Source organism: Streptomyces diversicolor (assembly GCF_057537855.1).
The window spans coordinates 46,644-64,261 of record NZ_BAAJXA010000051.1 but is presented as its reverse complement, the minus strand read 5'-3'; the positions used below and the strand labels follow the sequence as shown (position 1 = coordinate 64,261).

At 71.1% G+C, this 17,618-nt stretch carries 11 protein-coding genes and 1 pseudogene; 4 read left to right on the top strand and 8 right to left on the bottom strand.

Going from position 1 to position 17,618, the window contains the following annotated elements; genetic code table 11:
• The 3 genes from AC27LF_RS39215 to AC27LF_RS39205 form a co-directional block, all read left to right on the top strand.
• Positions 1-399: methyltransferase (locus tag AC27LF_RS39215; protein WP_479664143.1), on the top strand; the 399-nt coding region annotated here is incomplete at its 5' end.
• Positions 396-1,730, top strand: coding sequence for a metal-dependent hydrolase family protein (locus AC27LF_RS39210; RefSeq protein WP_479664142.1), 1,335 nt, complete (start codon positions 396-398; stop codon positions 1,728-1,730). The genes AC27LF_RS39215 and AC27LF_RS39210, both read left to right, overlap by 4 nt.
• Positions 1,705-2,106, top strand: a complete 402-nt coding sequence (locus AC27LF_RS39205; RefSeq protein ID WP_479664141.1) for a response regulator transcription factor — start codon at positions 1,705-1,707, stop codon at positions 2,104-2,106. The genes AC27LF_RS39210 and AC27LF_RS39205 overlap by 26 nt, the downstream gene beginning before the upstream one ends.
• A gap of 46 nt (positions 2,107-2,152) precedes the next feature.
• On the opposite strand, the gene AC27LF_RS39200 is transcribed toward AC27LF_RS39205, so the two are convergent.
• The 6 genes from AC27LF_RS39200 to AC27LF_RS39175 are packed head-to-tail and all read right to left on the bottom strand — an operon-like array spanning position 2,153 to position 13,390.
• Positions 2,153-2,905 carry a thioesterase II family protein gene (locus AC27LF_RS39200; protein ID WP_479664140.1) on the bottom strand — a complete coding sequence of 251 codons (753 nt, stop codon included), beginning with the start codon at positions 2,903-2,905 and terminating at the stop codon, positions 2,153-2,155.
• Complete coding sequence (locus AC27LF_RS39195) at positions 2,902-4,146, bottom strand: acyl-CoA dehydrogenase family protein (RefSeq protein ID WP_479664139.1); 1,245 nt, start codon at positions 4,144-4,146, stop codon at positions 2,902-2,904. The genes AC27LF_RS39200 and AC27LF_RS39195 overlap by 4 nt, the downstream gene beginning before the upstream one ends.
• Complete coding sequence (locus AC27LF_RS39190; protein WP_479664138.1) at positions 4,140-5,633, bottom strand: non-ribosomal peptide synthetase; 1,494 nt, start codon at positions 5,631-5,633, stop codon at positions 4,140-4,142. The genes AC27LF_RS39195 and AC27LF_RS39190 overlap by 7 nt, the downstream gene beginning before the upstream one ends.
• The gene (locus tag AC27LF_RS39185; protein WP_479664137.1) at positions 5,630-7,354 is read right to left on the bottom strand and encodes a condensation domain-containing protein; all 1,725 of its coding nucleotides are present in this window, start codon (positions 7,352-7,354) and stop codon (positions 5,630-5,632) included. Before AC27LF_RS39185 ends, AC27LF_RS39190 begins: the two co-directional genes overlap by 4 nt.
• Positions 7,355-7,383: 29 nt before the next feature.
• Complete coding sequence (locus tag AC27LF_RS39180) at positions 7,384-11,895, bottom strand: amino acid adenylation domain-containing protein (RefSeq protein ID WP_479664136.1); 4,512 nt, start codon at positions 11,893-11,895, stop codon at positions 7,384-7,386.
• Positions 11,861-13,390: an acyltransferase domain-containing protein gene (locus AC27LF_RS39175; protein ID WP_479664135.1), complete on the bottom strand. Its 1,530-nt coding sequence runs from the start codon at positions 13,388-13,390 to the stop codon at positions 11,861-11,863. Before AC27LF_RS39175 ends, AC27LF_RS39180 begins: the two co-directional genes overlap by 35 nt.
• A gap of 163 nt (positions 13,391-13,553) precedes the next feature.
• Between AC27LF_RS39175 and AC27LF_RS39170 the strand changes: the two genes are divergently transcribed.
• Positions 13,554-14,921 (top strand): IS4 family transposase, encoded by a 1,368-nt coding sequence (locus AC27LF_RS39170; RefSeq protein WP_479664145.1) that lies wholly within the window; start codon positions 13,554-13,556, stop codon positions 14,919-14,921.
• A gap of 93 nt (positions 14,922-15,014) precedes the next feature.
• Here the strand turns inward: AC27LF_RS39170 and AC27LF_RS39165 are convergent.
• Together AC27LF_RS39165 and AC27LF_RS39160 are read right to left on the bottom strand one after the other, a co-directional pair.
• Positions 15,015-16,337 (bottom strand): annotated as a pseudogene (locus AC27LF_RS39165) (beta-ketoacyl synthase N-terminal-like domain-containing protein); the annotation flags it as partial.
• A gap of 53 nt (positions 16,338-16,390) precedes the next feature.
• The gene (locus AC27LF_RS39160; RefSeq protein ID WP_479664134.1) at positions 16,391-17,590 is read right to left on the bottom strand and encodes an NAD(P)/FAD-dependent oxidoreductase; all 1,200 of its coding nucleotides are present in this window, start codon (positions 17,588-17,590) and stop codon (positions 16,391-16,393) included.
• Between the last annotated feature and the right edge of the window lie 28 nt (positions 17,591-17,618).

Here is a 17,618-nt window from a genome sequence, read left to right as displayed (position 1 = left end):
CGTACGGCCGCCGAATACGAAGTAGAGGACAGAGTGACCTACCGGCCCGGTGACATGTTCGACGTCGACCTCGGCGGCCCCTACGACCTGATCCTGCTCAGCCACGTCCTGCACAACTTCGACCAACCGGCGTCCCGACGGCTGCTGTCCCGCTTGGCGGCTGTACTGCGACCCGGCGGGAAGCTGCTCGTCACCGAGTTCCTGATCCTTTCCCAGGGCCCCGCCGAGGACCCCGTCTCCAGGCTCTTCTCGGCGCAGATGCTCGCCATCACCGAGGGCGGACACACCTATACTCTCGGCGAGTTGCGTAAGGTCCTCGCAGCGGGCGGCTTCGGCGTCGACGAGCTGCACAGTCTGCCCGGTATGCCGATCCACGCCGTCCTCGCGAGCGCGGCATGAGCACGGGGACGCACACCGGACACCGGATCGAGGCAGTCCTGCTGATCCCGGGCCGCGGTGAACCCGTGCCCGACGCCGTGGTGGTGCTCGACCGGGACCGGATCGGGTACGCCGGCCCGCGCGCCGACGCACCGGCTCCTCGGCCGGGACAGGAGACCGTACAGGTGCCCGTGGTGATGCCGGGACTGTGGGACTGCCACGCCCACTTCGTCGGCCTGCTCGGCTCGGTCGGCACCGAACAACTGATGCTGACCCCCTCGGAGGTGGCGGTCGCCCGCTCGGTACAGGATGTCCGGACCGCCCTGCGGGCCGGCTTCACCAGTATCCGCGAAGTCGGCGGCTACGGCGTCTACCTGGCTCGGGTGATCGATGAGGGAACGCTGCCCGGACCCACGATCTACGGAGCCGGAGCCGTGCTCAGTCCCTCCGGCGGGCACTCCGACGCACACGGTCTGCCGTACGCGTGGGTGACGGACCCACTGCGTCCCAACGGCATGCTGCATGTCGCCGACGGCGTGCCCGAGTGCCTGCGCGCGGTACGTCTGCAACTCCGGCTCGGCGCACGGCTGATCAAGGTGTGCGCCTCCGGCGGTGTCATCAGCGAACTCGACCACCCGCGCCACCAGCAGTTCAGCGACGCCGAACTCAGGGCAGTGGTGGACGAGGCGGAGCGGGCCGAGCGAATCGTCGCGGCACACTGCCACGGCAAGGCGGGCATCATGGCCGCGCTGCGCGCCGGGTGCCGCACCATCGAACACGGAACGGAACTGGACGAGGAGGCCGCGGCAGCCATGCGGGAGGCCGACGCGGTACTGGTCCCGACGCGCACGGTGTACGAGAGCATCCTCTCCCGCAGGGAACTGGTGTCGCCCGTCGCCCGCCGCAAACTGGAAGAGCTGGAGGAACGCCACCGTCAGGCGATGGCCGTGGCACATGCCGCGGGCGTGCGGATCGCGCTGGGCACCGACCTGGGCACGAGTGCACCCGACTCGCCGCTGGCCTGGGGCCGCAACGGTCAGGAGTTCGGCCACATGGTCGCGGCCGGCCTCACCCCGGCGGAGGCGATCGAGGCCGGAACCGCGACCGCTCCGCTGACCCTGGGACCACAGGCACCGGCATCCGGGCTGCTCGCGGCTGGATATGACGCCGATGTGATCGCCCTGGCGACGAACCCTCTGGAGGACATCTCGGTGCTCGCACGACCCGACCAGGTGACACACGTGTGGAAAGCAGGAGTGCCGGTGAAGCGCCCGCACCACATACAGGCAACGGAACGTATCGCGAACGGACTTGGGGGCGATCACGATGGCCACCGGCTGGGACAGCACTGAACTCGTAGCGGCACTCAAGACGATCGACGAGGTACTGGCGCATTTCGAGGAGGTCGGTGACCTCGCCCGAGTGGCACGCGGCCGACTCTCGACCCTCCAGGACGACCGGAAGGATCAGTGCGCCGGGGACGTAGCGTTCCGAGCGCCCACTTCCGGGCCCAGGGATCCGCGCATCGAGCTGACCCAACGGCAGCGCGAGGTCCTGGAGTTGCTCGCACGAGGTTCCTCCAACCGCAGGATCGGCCGCGAGTTGAACATCACGGAGCAGACCGTCAAGGCCCACCTGCACAGCATCTACCGCAAGCTGGGTGCGGCGGACCGCACCGAGGCCGTGGTGATCGCCATGCGCAGGGAACTCGTCCCCGTCCTCGGCTGACCGCTCGGGACCGCGTCCCGGCCGGGAGCCGGGCCGGGCAGGCTGGTCACCCGTGCGCCGGCCGCACCTTCCGCGGGTCGCCCAGCTCCGCCCGCATGTCGGTGAGCAGCGCGTCCCGCCCGGACGGCGACGACAGATAGAAATGCGTTCCGGGGAAGACCACGGTGCGGAACGGCCCGGTGGTGTGCCGGCGCCATTCCTCCAATTCGCCGCGGCGCACATCGGGATCCCGGCTGCCTCCGTACGCGACGACGGGGCAGTCGAGGGGCGGGCGTGGCCGGTGGAGGTAGGTCTCGGAGATCGTGAAGTCGGCGCGCAGCACCGGCAGCAGCATCCGCAGGAACCCGGGGTTGGCCAGCAGGGCGGGCGGGGTGCCGTCGAGGTCGCGAAGCCGTGCCACGAACCCCTCGTCGGGCAGGTGGTGGATCATCGGTTCCCGCAGCGGCAGATGCGGAGCCCGGTGCCCGGACACGAACAGCCGCACCGGCGGCGGAGCGCCCGCGTCGCGCAGGCACAGCGCGGTCTCATAGGCCAGCACAGCCCCGAGACTGTGCCCGAACAGCGCGTACGGCCGCTGCGCGTCGACCCGGCCCAGGATGTCGTCGAGCGCGTCGGCCAGCGTCGCGACGGGCGCCTCCCGGATCCGCTGACCCCGCCCCGGCAGCGGCAGCGGACGCAGTGCCAGGCCCTCGGGCAGTTGAGCGGCCCACGAAATGAACAGGCTTCGGGCGTCTGCGCCGGCGTGGGCCAGACAGTACAGTCGTACGGCGGAGGGGCCGGTACCCGCGTGACCGGTCATGCGGAGCCGCCGTGAGGGGACGGCGGCTCCTCCTGCGGCAGCGAGCCGGCGATGGTGTTGAGAAGGATGTTGGTGGTGCCCTCGTAGATGCGGCCCGCTTTGGCATCGCGGTAGAAGCGCTCCACGGGATAGGCCCGGGTGAAGCCGTTGCCGCCCAGGACCTCCACCGCCTGGGAGGCGGCGCGTTCGGCGACCTGGGAGGCGAAGAGCTTGGCCATCGCCGACAGGCGGAGCCGCTCGCCGAGGTCGGCACCGGCCTCCACGGTCCGGGTCACGTCGTACAGCAGTGCCCGGGCTGCGGCCACGTCGGTGGCGATGCCGGCAAGGGTGAACCGCACGCCCTGGAACGTGCTGATGGTCCTGCCGAACTGCTCCCTGCGCCTGCTGTAGGCCACGGCCTCGTCCAGCGCCCCCTGGGCGAGGCCCACCAACTGAGCGGCAATGCCGATCCGTCCGATGTCCAGGGCGGCGATGGCCACACCCTCACCGTTGCCGAGGCCGCCCACGCAGTCCTGGTGGCGGACCCGGACCCCGTCCAGCCGCAGGTCCGCCGTGGCGGCGGCCCGCACACCGAGTTGCTCGGCACGGGGGACGACCGTGAGTCCCGCGGTGGTCCGGTCGACCAGGAAGGCCGAGGCACCGCGCCCCTCGGTGCGGGCGAAGACCAAGAACAGGTCCGCCGCCGCCGCGTTGCTGGTCCACCGCTTGCGTCCGGTGATCAGCCAGCCGTCGCCGTCCGGGGCGGACACGGCCGTCGTGGTACCGGCGAAGGCGTCGCTTCCGGCCTGCTCCTCCGACAGGGCGAACGCCCCGATCCTCCGCGTGGCGAGCAGCGGCAGATGGCGCCTGCGCTGGTCGCCGCTGCCCTGTCGCAGCAACGTGGCGACGATCAGCGCGTTCTGCACATCCACGGCCACGGCGACGCCCGGGTCGACGCGGGCGACCTCCTCGATGGTCAGCACCGTCCGGAACAGCGAACCGCCGTGACCGCCGTACCGAGTGGGGGCCTCCACAGCCATCAGCCCGGCGGCGAACAGCTTCTCCCGCACGCCTGGGTCGAGGGTCGCGCACCGGTCCATTTCGTCCGACAGCGGCGCGATGTGCTCGCGGGCGAAGGCCCGCACGTGTGCGCGCCATGCGGCGTCCTCGGGAGGCAGACGCGTGAGCGGTCGTGGGTCCGCGCCCGAGGTCCCCTCGGTCGCGCCGCCGGTCCCGGTGCCCCCGGGAGGCTCGGTCAGCACGGTCGCCCCTCCTCCCGGAGCGCGATCCGCGCGGCCATCAGCTCGGCCAGCTGCGCCACGGACGAGGCCGCGTACAGTCGGCGCAACGGAACCGACACCCCCCAGCGGGACCGCAGCGTGGTCATCAGGCGCATCAAGTGGGCCGAGTGCAGCCCCAGGTCCGCGAACCTCTCATTCAGGCCGACGGCGGGCAGCCCCACGGTGCGGGCCACCACCTCGGCCAGGGCACGTTCCAGGTCCGTGCGCGGTGCGGCCTGAGGCGTCCGTCCCTGTCGTGCGGCGTGCGGGGCGAGATCGGGCAGCGCCTTGGTGTTGATCTTGCCGCCGACCGTGACGGGCAGGTCGTCCAGCCAGCCGAAGGCGGTCGGCATCATGTGGCCTGGCAACTGCCGGGCCGCGAAGTCAAGGATCTCCTGCGCGGGAATCCGGTCCCCGGCCGGGACACCGTACCCGACAATCCGCGCTCCGCCCTGGTCGTCAGGACGTGCGACCGCGACGGCCGACCGGACTGCGGGATGGGCGCGCAGGACGCTCTCGATCTCGCCGAGCTCCACGCGAAAGCCGCGGACCTTGACCTGCGTGTCGCCGCGGCCCAGGTACTGCAGCGCGCCGCCGGGCAGAAGCCGCGCGAAGTCACCGGTACGGTACATCCGTTCGCCTGGCTCGGTGGGTTCGGTCCCGAAGCGTCGTGCGGTCAGTTCTTCACGTTCGTGGTATCCGGCGGCCACCGCCGCTCCCGCCACGCAGAGTTCACCGCGAGCGCCCTCGGCCACCGGCCGGTTCCGGTCGTCGAGAAGATACGCGCGCTGGTTGGGCAGCACCCGCCCGATGGCCACCGGCGCGTCGGCCTTCACCTCGTCGGCGGTGACGGTGTGCCAGGTGGACACGACCGTGGCCTCCGTGACGCCGTACAGATTGTGCAGGAGCGGACGCTGGTCGCCGTGCCGCTCGATCCAGGGCCGCAGCGTGGCCGTCTGCAGGCGGTCACCGCCGATGAACACGTGCCGCAGGCAGAGCGGATCACCCGCCGCTTCGTCGGCGGCGGAGAAGTGCTCGAACAGGACGGGTGTCTGGCTGCACACCGTGACCTGTTCGTTCCGCACCAGGGCGTGGAAGTCGTCCGGGGAGCGGACCGTGTCCGCGGGAACGACGACGAGCCGGGCGCCGTTGCCCAGCGCTCCCCAGATCTCCCAGACCGAGTAGTCGAACCCGAAGGAGTGAGTGAACGTCCAGACGTCGCCGCCGTCCAAGCCGAACAGCTCACGCCCGGCGGCCAGCAGGCTCTGCACGTTGTGGTGGGTGACCACCACCGCCTTGGGCCGCCCCGTCGAGCCGGAGGTGTACATCACGTACGCCGGCGCGTCCGGAGCCACCTGCGGTGGCGGCGGTGCCTCGATGGGCCCACACTCGGGACCTGCCTGCGGATCCAGGGAGATCACCGGGCCGTCGAACGGCGGTACCCGCTCCGCCAGCGCCTCGGTGGTCACGACGTGGCCAGCCCGGCGTCGGCCATCATCCCGGCCAATCGCTCGGCCGGGTACTCCGGGTCCAGCGGCACGTACGCGGCGCCGGCCCGGAACACGGCGATCATCGCCGCGACCAACGTCTCGGACCTGTCCATGCACAGCCCGACCCGGTCCCCGGGGCCGACCCGCGCCTCGCCCAGCCGGATGGCCATCGCGTCGGCAAGCCGGCTCAGCTGCCGGTAGGTCAGCCGACGCTCTTTGCACACCACCGCCTCCGCGTCGGGAGCACGGGCGACATGACGGGCGAACGTGTCGTGCAGGGCGGCCGGTTCGATGTCCAGCCGGACGGTGGAGTCACCCGACACCGGCCGGTGCGCCGTGACCGGAGCCAGCTCGCCCAGCGTGAGTTCCGGCGCTGTCGCCATCCGGGTCAGCACGGTCCGCAGCTGCGCGCAGAATCGGCGCGCGGCCTGTGAGGAGAAGCGGCCGCGGTCGTAGATCACCCGGAGGGGCATGCCGTCGCCCGGCATGATGACCATGGTGATCGGGTAATGCGGGCGTCCGTCATAGCGCATCTCGGCGAGCTTCATGCCGGTCTCCTGGAGCGCGAAGTCCGGCATGGGCATGTTCTCGTAACTGACGCTGCTCTCCAGCAGGGGCACGTCCAGCGGAAGCCCCAGCAGCCGCTGCACCTCGAACAGCGGCAGGGTGCTGTGGTCCCGGACAGCGGCGATGTGCACCTGGAAGTCGCGCAGCCACGACAGCGCCGTACGGTGTGGCTCCAGCCGTTCACGCACCGGCAGGGTCGCGATCAGCGGGCCGAGGATGTTCTCGCTGCCGCGCAGGTCACCGGGCCGGTGGGCCATGGTGAAGCCGCACGCCACGTCGTGCGTGCCGTAGTGATGTGCGAGGACGAGCAGCCAGGCGCCCTGCACGACGGTGTTCAACGTCAGTTGGTGGGCACGGGCCAGTTGCCGTACGGCCGGCTCGACGGCGGACAGGTCCAGTTCCACGAAGCCGTGACTGGGCTCGCCCGGCGCGGGTGGCTCCCCACCGAGTTGCAGCGGCTCCGGCGGGGTGAACGCCGCCAGTTCGTTCGTCCAGAAGTCCAGGCTGTCCTTGCCGTCCTGGCCGCGCCACCAGGCCACATAGTCGCGGTAGGGCCGCATCGGCCGGAAGTCCGGTTCGTGGCCGAGGCACAGCGCCTGGTAGCCGGCGATGAAATCGGTGACCGCGAGGCCGAAGGACCAGCCGTCCATCAGCAGATGGGACAACCGCCAGGCGAAGACCCAGCGCTGCGCCTCGGTGCGGATGACGGACAGCCGCATCAGCGGTGCCTTCGCCAGATCGAACCCCTCGACCCGTTCTCGGTCCAGCCAGGCGGTGATCCGCCGCTCCTGATCGCCGGGCGGCGTGTCCCGCCAGTCCAGCACCTCAAGCGGCAGGTCGGCATGCCGGTGGACCACCTGCAGCGGGGTGCCCTCCGGCCGCCAGTGGAAGGAGGTGCGGAGGATGGGGTGACGGTCGACGACCATCTGCCAGGCACGCCGGAAGGCCTCCGGGCGCAGCGTGCCGTCGAAGGTGAGCAGCAACTGTTCGATGTAGACGCCCGCCTCGGGACGGGCCTGTTGTTCGAACAACAGGCCCTGCTGGATGGGTGTCAGCTCGTAGAGATCCTCGATGCCCTTGGCCGCGGCGGTCCGGGTGTGCACGCCGTGCTCGGCCGTTCGGTCGTTGCCCATGTGCTGGTGCCCTTCTCTCGGACAGATCGTCAGTGGCCTTCGAGGGAACCGAGGAACGCGCTCAGCTCGTCGCCGTCGAGTCCCGCCAGCGGGAAATCCGACGGCTCGTAGCTGCCCGAGCGGACCGTGCGGCAGTGCTCCACGATGCTGCGGACCGCTTCGGGGAACGCTCGGGCGAGTGCGGCGACGGCGGCGGCCGGCTCGGCGCCGTCCGGGTGCTGCCAGCACAGCCGCAGTTCACCCGCGACCACCGCGCCCGCCACCGTGGCGAGCGTGCCGGCAGGGGCCGAGGTCAGGCGCGGCCCGGGGAAGCCGGCGGGCGCCGGCGTGCCCGCCACCGGGAGCCAGTCGTCCTCCGCGACCTCCCGCAGGGTCACCCGGGGCCCGTCTTCGTCGCCGGCCGCGGCGTGCCGGAGCGCGCGTTTGACGGCCGGCAGCACCGAAGCCAGGTCCTCGGGCGACTCCGGGACATCGAGGGGCACCTGTTCCGTGTACCGGCCCAGTGCGCCGTCGGCCGACGCCGGTCGCAGGGACCGCTCCACGTTCAGCGCGGTCCCGCCGAGCGTCTGCCGCGCCGCCAGGGACAGTGCGACCGCGACCGCTTCCCCGAGCGTGAGGTGGTAGGCCGCGGACGATGTGTCCCGCAACTCGGACACCGTCTCCGCCGTCAGCACGGTGACCTGTTCGCCGGTGAGCGCGACAGTCTCGTGCGCCGCGGCCGCAGTGGTGGGCGGCGTACCGGCGGCCCAGGCCGGGAAGGAGCCCGTTCGGACCGGCCAGTCGACGCGCTCCTGGCCCGCCGCCAACTGCCGGTAGGCGTGGGCGAAGTCGACGGTGAGGGCCCGCCAGGAACTGTCGTCGAGGACGGCCGCCGCGGCGACCCACACCAGCCGGTCGGGGCAGGTGCCCGTACGGGCGAGGGCGAGCTTGACCGGGGTGTCCGCGAAGGGGGCGTGTTCGGCCGTCATCTCCTCGATGATCTCGGTGAGCGCGTTCTCCCGCCGGTCCTCGGGTATGCCGGTGAGATCGATCTCGGAGACCATGACGTCGTCGGTCGCGCCGCCGTCGAACTGGCCTGGCCTGCCGTCGTCCAGGGAGGTGAACCGAAGCCTGAGCGCGGAGTGCTGGGCCGCAGTCGCCCGCAGCGCCCGCGTGGCGACGTCCAGATCGACACCGGTGTCCAGGGCCGTGACCAGCCATGCCGTGATGCCGTCGGCGGCGAGCGCGGACTGGTGCGCGGTGAGCGGCACCGCAGGCAGGAGGGTCGCGCCGCTGGTCTCGGTCTGCGCCACCCGCCGCGCGAGGGCGAGGAACGAGTCGCTCTCGAAGAGGTCCTGTGGGGCGATCAGCATGCCCTGCGCACTGGCCCGGCTGACCAGTTGGATGCCCATGATCGAGTCGCCGCCGAGTGCGAAGAAGTTGTCCGTGGGCCCGGGTCCGTCCACGCCGAGCACCTCGCTCGCCAAGGCCAGCAAAGCTGTGACGGCGGGGCGCAGGTGCTCATCCGTCCCGTCCGCGGCGCCGCCGGCTCCACCGGCCCGGCCGCCGACGCGGTCGGGGGCGGGCAGGGCAGCGCGGTCCACCTTTCCGTTGGCGCTCAGGGGGAGTTCGGGCAGGGTGACGATGTCCGCGGGCACCAGGTAGGCGGGCACGGTCGCGGCCAGGTGTTCGCGCACGGATCCGATCAGATCCGCCGGATCCGCGTCGGCGTGGGCCGCGACGACGTACGCGACGAGGCGCTGCTGTGTTCGTCCGCCGAGTGCGGTGGCGACGGCCGCGGCCACGTCCGGGTGCTGGGCGAGGGCGTGCTCGACCTCGCCGAGTTCCACCCGGAAGCCACCGATCTTGACCTGGAAGTCCTCCCGGCCCAGGAACTCGATGGCCCCGTCGGGCAGATAGCGTCCGAGATCGCCGGTGCGGTACAGACGTTCGCCGGTGCTCGGATGGGCGATGAAGGACTCGGCGGTTCGCTGCTCGTCGTTCCAGTAGCAGGCAGCGACCCCCGCGCCGCCGATGTACAGCTGGCCGGCCGTCCACACCGGGGCCGGTTCCATGCGGTCGTTGAGCACGTGGAAGCTCTGGTTGCGCAGCGGGAAGCCGTACGGGATCGATGTCCAGTCGGCGGGGACCTCACGGACGGGATACGCGATCGACCAGATGGCCGCCTCGGTGGCACCGCCCCGGCTGACCACATCCAGCCACGGTACGAGGGCGCGGGCCCGGTCGGGGAGGCGTACGGGGATCCAGTCGCCGCTGAGCAGCGCGAGCCGCAGGGGCAGTGTGTCCTGCCCGGGCGTGTTCTCCAGGTGGGTGACGAACATGTCCAGCAGCGCGGGCACCGAGTTCCAGACGGTCACGCCGTGCCGTGTCACCAGCTCGGCCCAGCGGCCGGGGTCCCGTCCGGCCTCGGGTCCGGGCAGCACCAGGGCGCCACCGGCACCGAGCACCCCGAAGACATCGAACACGGACAGGTCGAAACTGAGCGACGACAGACCCAGCACCCGGTCTTCGGAGGTGATACGGAACCGCTCGCAGACGTCCGCCAGGGTGTTCAGGGCGGCGGTGTGCGTCTCGGCCACGCCCTTGGGTGTGCCGGTGGAACCGGAGGTGTAGATGACATAGGCGACGTCGTCCGGGCGGCCGGGGCAGCGCCAGTCCGACACGAGGCCGGCCCGCCAGTCGGGCGCCCCGGACACCGGCAGCGTGGGCACGCCCTGCGGCCAACGGCTCTTGTCCGCGGTCCCGTCGGTCAGGACGCACTCGATCCCGGCGTGTTCGATCAGCCAGGCACGCCGGGCCGCCGGCAGGTCCGGGTCGACCGGCACGTAGGTGCAGCCGGCCGCCGATGCGCCCAGGACCGCGACCACCTGCCGCCAGCCCTTGGCGAGTCCGACGCCGATCACCGTTCCGGGCCCGTGACCGCGGTCCCCGAGAGTGCTCGCCAGTTCGATGGCACGGCCGGTCAGCTCCGCGTGGGTGAGCACCCGACCGTCGGCGAGAACGGCGGGCCGGCCGGCCAGCGCCGGGTCGGTGCCGGCGCGCAGCACCCGCTCGCACAGCAGGCCGGACGGCAGCGGGCCCGCCGTGTCGTTGGCCCCCTCCCGTACCCGCAGCTGCCACTGTGGCAGCGGTACGGCGGGCGGCCGCAGCCAGCCCTCGGGTCCGGCGAGGCTGATCAGCAAGTCCTGATAGGCATCGAACATCTCGGCCATCATGCCGTCGGGGAACAACTCGTCGACCGCATGCCAGGCCAGCTCCAGCACACCGCCGAACTCCAGCACGAAGTGGTCGATGGTGACCTGCGGAGTCTGGGAGACAAAGCGATTCTGCTCACCCAGCCAGGCCACCGGGGAGGGCACGCGTCCCGGATCCTGTTCGGTGGACAGGGCGCTGGTGAACACCACGGGCATCACCGCGCCGCTCGTGTCCCGGCGGACCCGGTTCAGCTCGCGCAGGATGCGCACGCCGCTGATGTGACGGTGCTCGAAGTCCTGCCATGCCTGCCGCTGCAACTCGCTGGCGAGTTCGCCGAAGGTGCCCAGCGCGCGGGTGTCGACCTCCAGCAGTTCGAAGGACGCGAACTCGCCGACGACGCTGTCCACGTCGGGGTGGAAGGGCAGGCGGTTGACCGCGGTGAAGTTCAGCGTGAAGTGCTGGTTCTTGCTCCAGGTACCCACCACCGCGGCGTAGGCGGCGACGAGCGCGCTGGACGGGGTGACCCCGTGCTCGCCCGCCTGCTCCTTGACCCGCGCCCACACCTCGGCGTCCAGGCGGGCATGCCGGCGCACGAATGTCGGCCTGGTCAGCTCACCGGGGGCGACCACAGTGGGAAGTTCCGGCGCGGGCGGAAGGACCCGCACACGCGCGCGCCAGTACTCAAGGGAACGCTCGTACAACGGGGTGTCGTGCAGGGCCTGTTCGGCCAGGGCGTAGTCCCGGAAGGACAACTCGGGCGGCTGCGCCGGGCGGTCGGGGTCTTCGTAGTACTCCCGCCAGGCCGGGAGAATCTGGTAGAAGAAGCTCGCCACATCCGCGCACAGCAGGTCGAAGCTGATGTGGGTCCGCAGCCTGCCGTCGGGGAGCCGACTGGTCCTGATCTCCCACAGGGGCCAGGTGTCGGCAGGCCGCACCTCGCTGCCCATGCAGTCCGTCACCGCGGCCAGCAGCGACTCGGCGCTCGCCGGGTCGCGGCCGGCCAGGTCCAGTTCCTCGAAACAGTAGTCGGGGACGTCTTTCAGGACACGCTGCCGGCCGTCGGGCAGGACGACGACACGCAGCATCTCATGGCGCCGGACCACTTGCTGCCACGCCCGTTCCAGCCGCTGCGGGTCGAGAGTGTCGCTGTCGAACTCCAGATACAGGTGGGGAGCGACGTTCCCCATGTCGAAACTGCCCAACCGTCCGATCCACTGGGCCTGCTGCATCTCCGTCAGCGGGAACGGCTCGTGGCGGTGCTCCAGGTCGGGTACCAGGACCGGCAGATTCTCCACGGCCGGGTCGGCGGGCTCACTCTGCTCCAGCAGGGAGGCGAGCGCGGCCACGCTGGGATGCGACAGAAGAGCGCTCGGAGCCGCCGAGCCTGGAACGCATGCGGTTGAGCATCTGCGTGGCGAGCAGGGAGTGGCCTCCCAGCTCGAAGAAGTTGTCGTGGACGCCGATCGGACCGAAGCCGAAGAACTCCTCCCACAACGCGGCGATGTCGCGCTCCGCCTGGGTGCGGGGCTCGGTGTAGGCGGTCAGCAGGTGCTCGGGCCGGTTGCCGCCGTCCTGCTCCACGTCGGGCCCGGCGGCGTCGGGGATGTCGACGTCCGGGCTGACGCCGGTCACGGCCCGCGGTTCGATCCAGTACCGCCTGCGCTGGAAGGGGTAGACGGGCAACCGCACACGCTGCCGGGCCGGTTCGAGACGGGTCCAGTCGATGTCCCGTCCGGCGAGCCAGAGTCCGGCCACGCCGGTCAGCACCACGTCGATGTCGGGTTCGGCCTGGTCGGGCCTGCGCATCGTGGCGACCACGGCCGTGCCGGCACCGGCGGTCTGCCGGGCCAAGGTGCCGAGCGCGTTGCCAGGGCCGACCTCCATCAGAACGCAGCGGCCCAGGGTCGCCACCGCCTGGTTCACGGCCGCGCCGAACCGCACCGGCACCCGCATGTGCGTACCCCAGTAGCCGGGGTCGGTGGCCCGGTCGGTGCTGATCCACTCGCCGGTGACGGTGGACACGAACGGCAGCGAGGGGGCGCCCAGCCGGACGCCCGCGACTCGTCGGGTGAAGTCCGGCACGATCGGGTCGATCATGCCCGAGTGGAACGCGTGCGAGGTGTGCAGCAGACGAGCGGTGACCTCCAGCTCGGCCAGCCGTGCCCGCAGGGCGGCGATCTCGTCGTGCGGTCCGGAGACCACACAGAGCCCGGGCGCGTTGACGGCGGCGACCGAGAGTCCGGGGGTCAGCAGCGCTGCCACCTCGTCCTCGTCGGCAGCGACGGCGAGCATCGAGCCGGACGGCAGCTCCCGCATCAACGTGCCGCGCGCCGCGACCAGGGCCAGGGCGTCGCCCAGTTCCATCACGCCGGACAGGCAGGCCGCCACGAACTCGCCCAGACTATGTCCGATCATCGCGTCCGGGGTGACCCCCCACGCATCCAGCTGCCGGGCGAGCGCGTACTCGGTGACGAACAGGGCGGGCTGGGCGAGTGAGGTATTCTCCAGCCGCCGGGCGGCCTCCCGCGCGTCTGCGTGCGCGGGGTACAGCGCCTCGCGAAGGTCGGCGCCCAGCAGTGGTCGCAACAGGCCCGCGCAGGCGTCCACGGTTTCTTTGAACACCGGCTCGTCCCGGTACAGGCCGTGCCCCATACCGGGGTACTGGGTGCCCTGGCCGGGGAAGAGGAAGACGGTCTTCACCGGGCCGGGTGGCGCTGCGGCACTCGCCACGCGTGCCGGTTCCGCACCGCCGAGCAGGTGCGCCGCTTCCCGGGTGTCCCGGGCGACGAGCGCGCGGCGGAAGCGCAGCGATGCGCGGCCCGTGCGGGTGGTGTGGGCCATGTCGGCGAACCGGACGGCCGAAAGGGCAAGGCCATGAAGTTAGGGATCGGGTTGGTGGCTGTAGGTGGGGTCTCTTCTGGGGGAATGCCGGACGTGAGAAGCGGAGCCCCGGTAGAACTGGCTGGTCTGCCAAGACAAGCCGTTCACAGCACCGGAGGCTCCGCTGTCGGGTCAGTGTGTCATCAGCCGCGAGATCGCGGTAGCCGATGGTCTTTTCGCTCCGGGTCATCTGGGCGAGCTGACGCAGATCGTCCCGTTCGAGATGGTCGACGCCGCCCTGGCCGAGTGCGGGGCCGTCCAGCAGCGGTTGCGGAAACTCCCGGCCCGGGTGGTCGTCTACCTCCTCCTGGCTGCCGCTCTGTTCGAGGAGTGCGGCTATCCGGCCGTGTGGGCCAGACTGACCTCCGCACTGCACTGCCTGCCGGTCCCGAAGGTCACCGCCACGGCACTGTGGCACGCCCGCGCCCGGCTCGGGGTGCGCCCCGTGCGGGCCCTGTTCGACCTGCTGCGCGGCCCGGCGAGCGCGATCCGCACCACGGGGGCCCGCTGGGCCGGTCTGCTGGTCGTCGCCGTCGACGGCACCTACCTCGATGTCCCCGACACTCCCGCCACCCGCGCCCGTCTGGGCAAAGGCTCCAACCAGTACGCCACTTCGGGCTATCCGCAGATCTGCCTGGTCACCCTGGTCGCCTGCGGCACCCGGGCCGTGATCGACGCGGTCTTCGGCCCGCGTACCAGCGGCGAGAGCACCCACGGCAAGCGCCTGGCCCGCTCCCTGCACGAGGGCATGATCGTCCTGCTGGACCGCGGCCTGTCCTCCAATGCCTTCCTGGCCACGGTCGCGGACACCGGCGCCGCGTTCCTCGCCCGGCTGTCCGCCACCCGCAGACCACCCGTCCTGCACCGCTACGAGGACGGCTCGTTCCTGTCCCGGATCGGCCGGCTGGAGGTCCGTGTCATCGAGTGCGAGATCACCATCGCCACCACCGCCGGGCGCACCACCGGCGTCTACCGGCTGGCCACCACCCTGCTCGATGCCCGCCGCTACCCGGCATTCGAGCTGGTCAAGCAGTATCACGAGCGGTGGGAAGTGGAGTCCGCCTTCTTCGCGATCAAGAAGTCCATGCTCGGCCGCCGGGTCCTGCGCGCCCGGACCATGTCCGGTATCGCCCAGGAGGTCTACGCGCTGCTGACCGCCTACCAGATGATCAGGATCGCCATCGCCGACGCCACCGCGACCCTCCCCGACGCGGACCCCGACCGGGCCGGCTTCAGCATCGCCCTCCAGACCGCCCGCGACCAGGTCGTCCAAGCCGCAGGCGTGATCGCCGACACCACCGTCGACCTCGTCGGAACCATCGGACGAGCCGTCCTGAACCAGCCGATGACAGCACGCCGACTCCGCGTCAGCCCCCGCGCCGTCAAACGACCACTGTCCCGATACGCCTACAAGAGCCTGCGCGTGGACCGACGCACCTACAAAGCCACCATCAGCATCGACATCTTGTTGACAGGACCCAGCAGCCCATAACTTCACGGCCTTGGCCGAAAGGGCCCCGGCGTCCGCTTCCCCGGCCAGGTGATCGGCGAGGTCCGTGGTCGCCTGGTCCAGCGCCTGCGGCGACTTGGCGGACAGCAGGATGAGCTGCGGGGCGCGCCGAGGTTCGGGCGCCGGCCGCGGCAGCGGAGCCTGTTCGAGGATCGCGTGGGCATTGGTGCCGCCGATGCCGAAGGAGCTGACGCCGATGCGGCGCGGGTGGGTGCCGTTCTTCCACGGGATCAGCTCGGTGTTCACGAAGAACGGGGTGCTGTCGAAGTCGATCCGTGGATTGGGGCGCTCGAAGTGCAGGCTGGGGACGAGTTCCGCGTGCCGCAGCTGCAGGACGGCCTTGATGAGGCTGGCGATGCCGGCCGCCGACTCCAGGTGGCCGATGTTGGACTTGACCGAGGAGACCGCGCAGAAACCCCGTTCCCCGGTGTGTTCGGCGAAGGCCCTGGTCAGTGCGTTGATCTCGATCGGGTCGCCGATCCGGGTGCCCGTTCCGTGTGCCTCGACGGCGGTGATGGTGCGGGCGTCGACGCCGCTGGACGCGAGTGCGGAGGCGATCAGCCGCTCCTGCCCGGCCGCGCTGGGAGCGGTGTAACCGACCTTGTCCGAGCCGTCGTTGTTCACTGCGGTGGTACGCAGGACGGCCAGGACCGGGTCGCCTTCGGCGAGCGCGTCGGCCAGTCGCCGCAGCACGACGACACCGACGCCGTTGCCGAACACGGTGCCGCGCGCGGCGGCGTCGAACGGTCTGCAGTGGCCGTCGGGTGAGTGGATCAGTCCTTCCTCGTACAGGTAGCCCACCCGGTGCGGGACGCGGATGCACACCCCGCCCGCCAGCGCGGTGCCGCACTCTCCGCTCAGCAGCGCCCGAGCGGCCTGGTGCACCGCCACGAGCGAACTGGAGCAGGCCGTCTGTACGGTGACTGCCGGGCCGGTCAGGCCGAGCAGGAACGCGGTGCGGCTGGCGAGGTAGTCCTTGTCATTGTGGATCTGCAGCTCGAACACCGCCGGGCTCATCACGATCCGGTTGCCGCCGAGCAGGTTCGACATCAGGTAGGCCGACATGCCGGCTCCGGCGAACACGCCGACGTCGCTGTCGGTACCGGGGCCGCGCCCGGCGTCCTCCAAGGCGTGCCAGGCCGCCTCCACGAACAGGCGCTGCTTGGGATCGAGGAGGGCCGCCTCGCGGGCGGTGATCTGGAAGAAGGCGGCGTCGAACTCGTCCGCGCCGTCCAGCGGCGCGGCCCGCCGGACGTACTCGGGCCGAGAGGACATCTCGGGCGGGATGCCCTCGGCGGCGAGCGTCTCCTGCGACAGGGTGCTGATCGACTCGACGCCCTCGCGCAGGTTGAGCCAGTACCTGTCCAGGTCCGGCGCCCCCGGGAACCGGCCGGACATGCCGGTGATGGCGACGGCTCCGGCGGTGGTGTCGGATGTGCGGCGCGGGTCGGTCACCGGTGTGCCTCCTGCGGTCCGGTCGGCGCGAGACGTGCGATGTCGAAGTCGGTGCGGCCGTCGATGGCCAGGTCGGAGCAGATCCGTCCGATCAGCGGCACGAACTTGAAGCCCCAACCGGAGCTGTAGAGCACGATGTTGCTCCCGCCGGGGACGAGGCCGGCGGCGAGGCCGAGGTAGAACTGGCGGCGTGGATCGGCGGGCAGGACGGCCAAGCAGCTCGATGTGTGCGCGGGTTCCGGGTCGAGTGCCGGCAGGTGGCGCCCCACCCAGGAGCACAAGCGGTCCACGTGGCGGGGATCGGGCCGTCCGGTCGCACCCTGCGCGCTGTCCAGGGGGTGCACCTCGAAGTCCGGTCCGAGCCGGACCAGTTCACTGGGCGACCACGGGTTGCGGCCGAAGCCGTAGAACAGGTTCGTGTCCTCCTCGGTCGGCTGCTGGAAGACGAACCAGAACGGGAAGTCCACGTCGGCCGTGCGCCGGCGCAGTGACACGAGCGCCATCTCGTACAGCCGGATGTCGAGGGTCGCGCCGAGCGGAGCCAGCAGATCGTTGACGCCCGGCCCGTTGGCCAGGACCACGGTGCCGGCACGGTATGTCTCGCGGTCGGTCCGTACGGTGACGCCGTCGGCGTCGGGCAGCAGTTCCAGGGCCGTCTCCCCGCTGCTCAGCACGCACCCCTCGCGCTGTGCGAGGCCGTAGAGCGCGGCCAGAGTGCCCCGCACGTCGATGGTGCCGCCATCGGGTTGCAGGAATCCCTCGTAGTGGGCGGGCAGGTCTGTGAACCCGAACCGGTTCTCGATGTCCTTCGCCGTCAGCCACTGGTACGGCACGTCCAGCCTGTCCATGATCCGTGCGGTCGTCGCGATCTGCCCCTCGTTGGTCTCCACGTCGATGTCTCCGAACCACAAGCTGCCGATGTGGTGCACAAGCCGGCGTTCGGCCAGACTCTCCAACCGCCGCCACATGGGCAGGGCTTCCATGGTCAGCCGGAACAGATCCTCCTGTGTGTACTGGAGCCGCCAGTGCCGTTCCGCACCGCTGGTGCCCGCCTGTTCGTTGAAGAATCCGTACCGGTCCAGGACGAGGGTGCGCCGACCCCGGGCTGCCGCGTGCCACGCCGTCGACAGGCCGACGGGGCCGCCGCCCACGATCACGATGTCGAAGCGGCTGGGGGAGGAGCCTGTGTTCGTCATGTCTTCGCCGTCCTCAGTCGTCGTGTGG

Excerpts from the sequence above, each read along its gene's own strand:
- AC27LF_RS39210 (WP_479664142.1), top strand. The coding sequence starts at position 396 with ATGAGCACGGGGACGCACACCGGACACCGGATCGAGGCAGTCCTGCTG.
- AC27LF_RS39205 (WP_479664141.1), top strand. The coding sequence starts at position 1,705 with ATGGCCACCGGCTGGGACAGCACTGAACTCGTAGCGGCACTCAAGACG.
- AC27LF_RS39200 (WP_479664140.1), bottom strand. The coding sequence starts at position 2,905 with ATGACCGGTCACGCGGGTACCGGCCCCTCCGCCGTACGACTGTACTGT.
- AC27LF_RS39185 (WP_479664137.1), bottom strand. The coding sequence starts at position 7,354 with ATGGGCAACGACCGAACGGCCGAGCACGGCGTGCACACCCGGACCGCC.
- AC27LF_RS39175 (WP_479664135.1), bottom strand. The coding sequence starts at position 13,390 with ATGGCCCACACCACCCGCACGGGCCGCGCATCGCTGCGCTTCCGCCGC.
- AC27LF_RS39160 (WP_479664134.1), bottom strand. The coding sequence starts at position 17,590 with ATGACGAACACAGGCTCCTCCCCCAGCCGCTTCGACATCGTGATCGTG.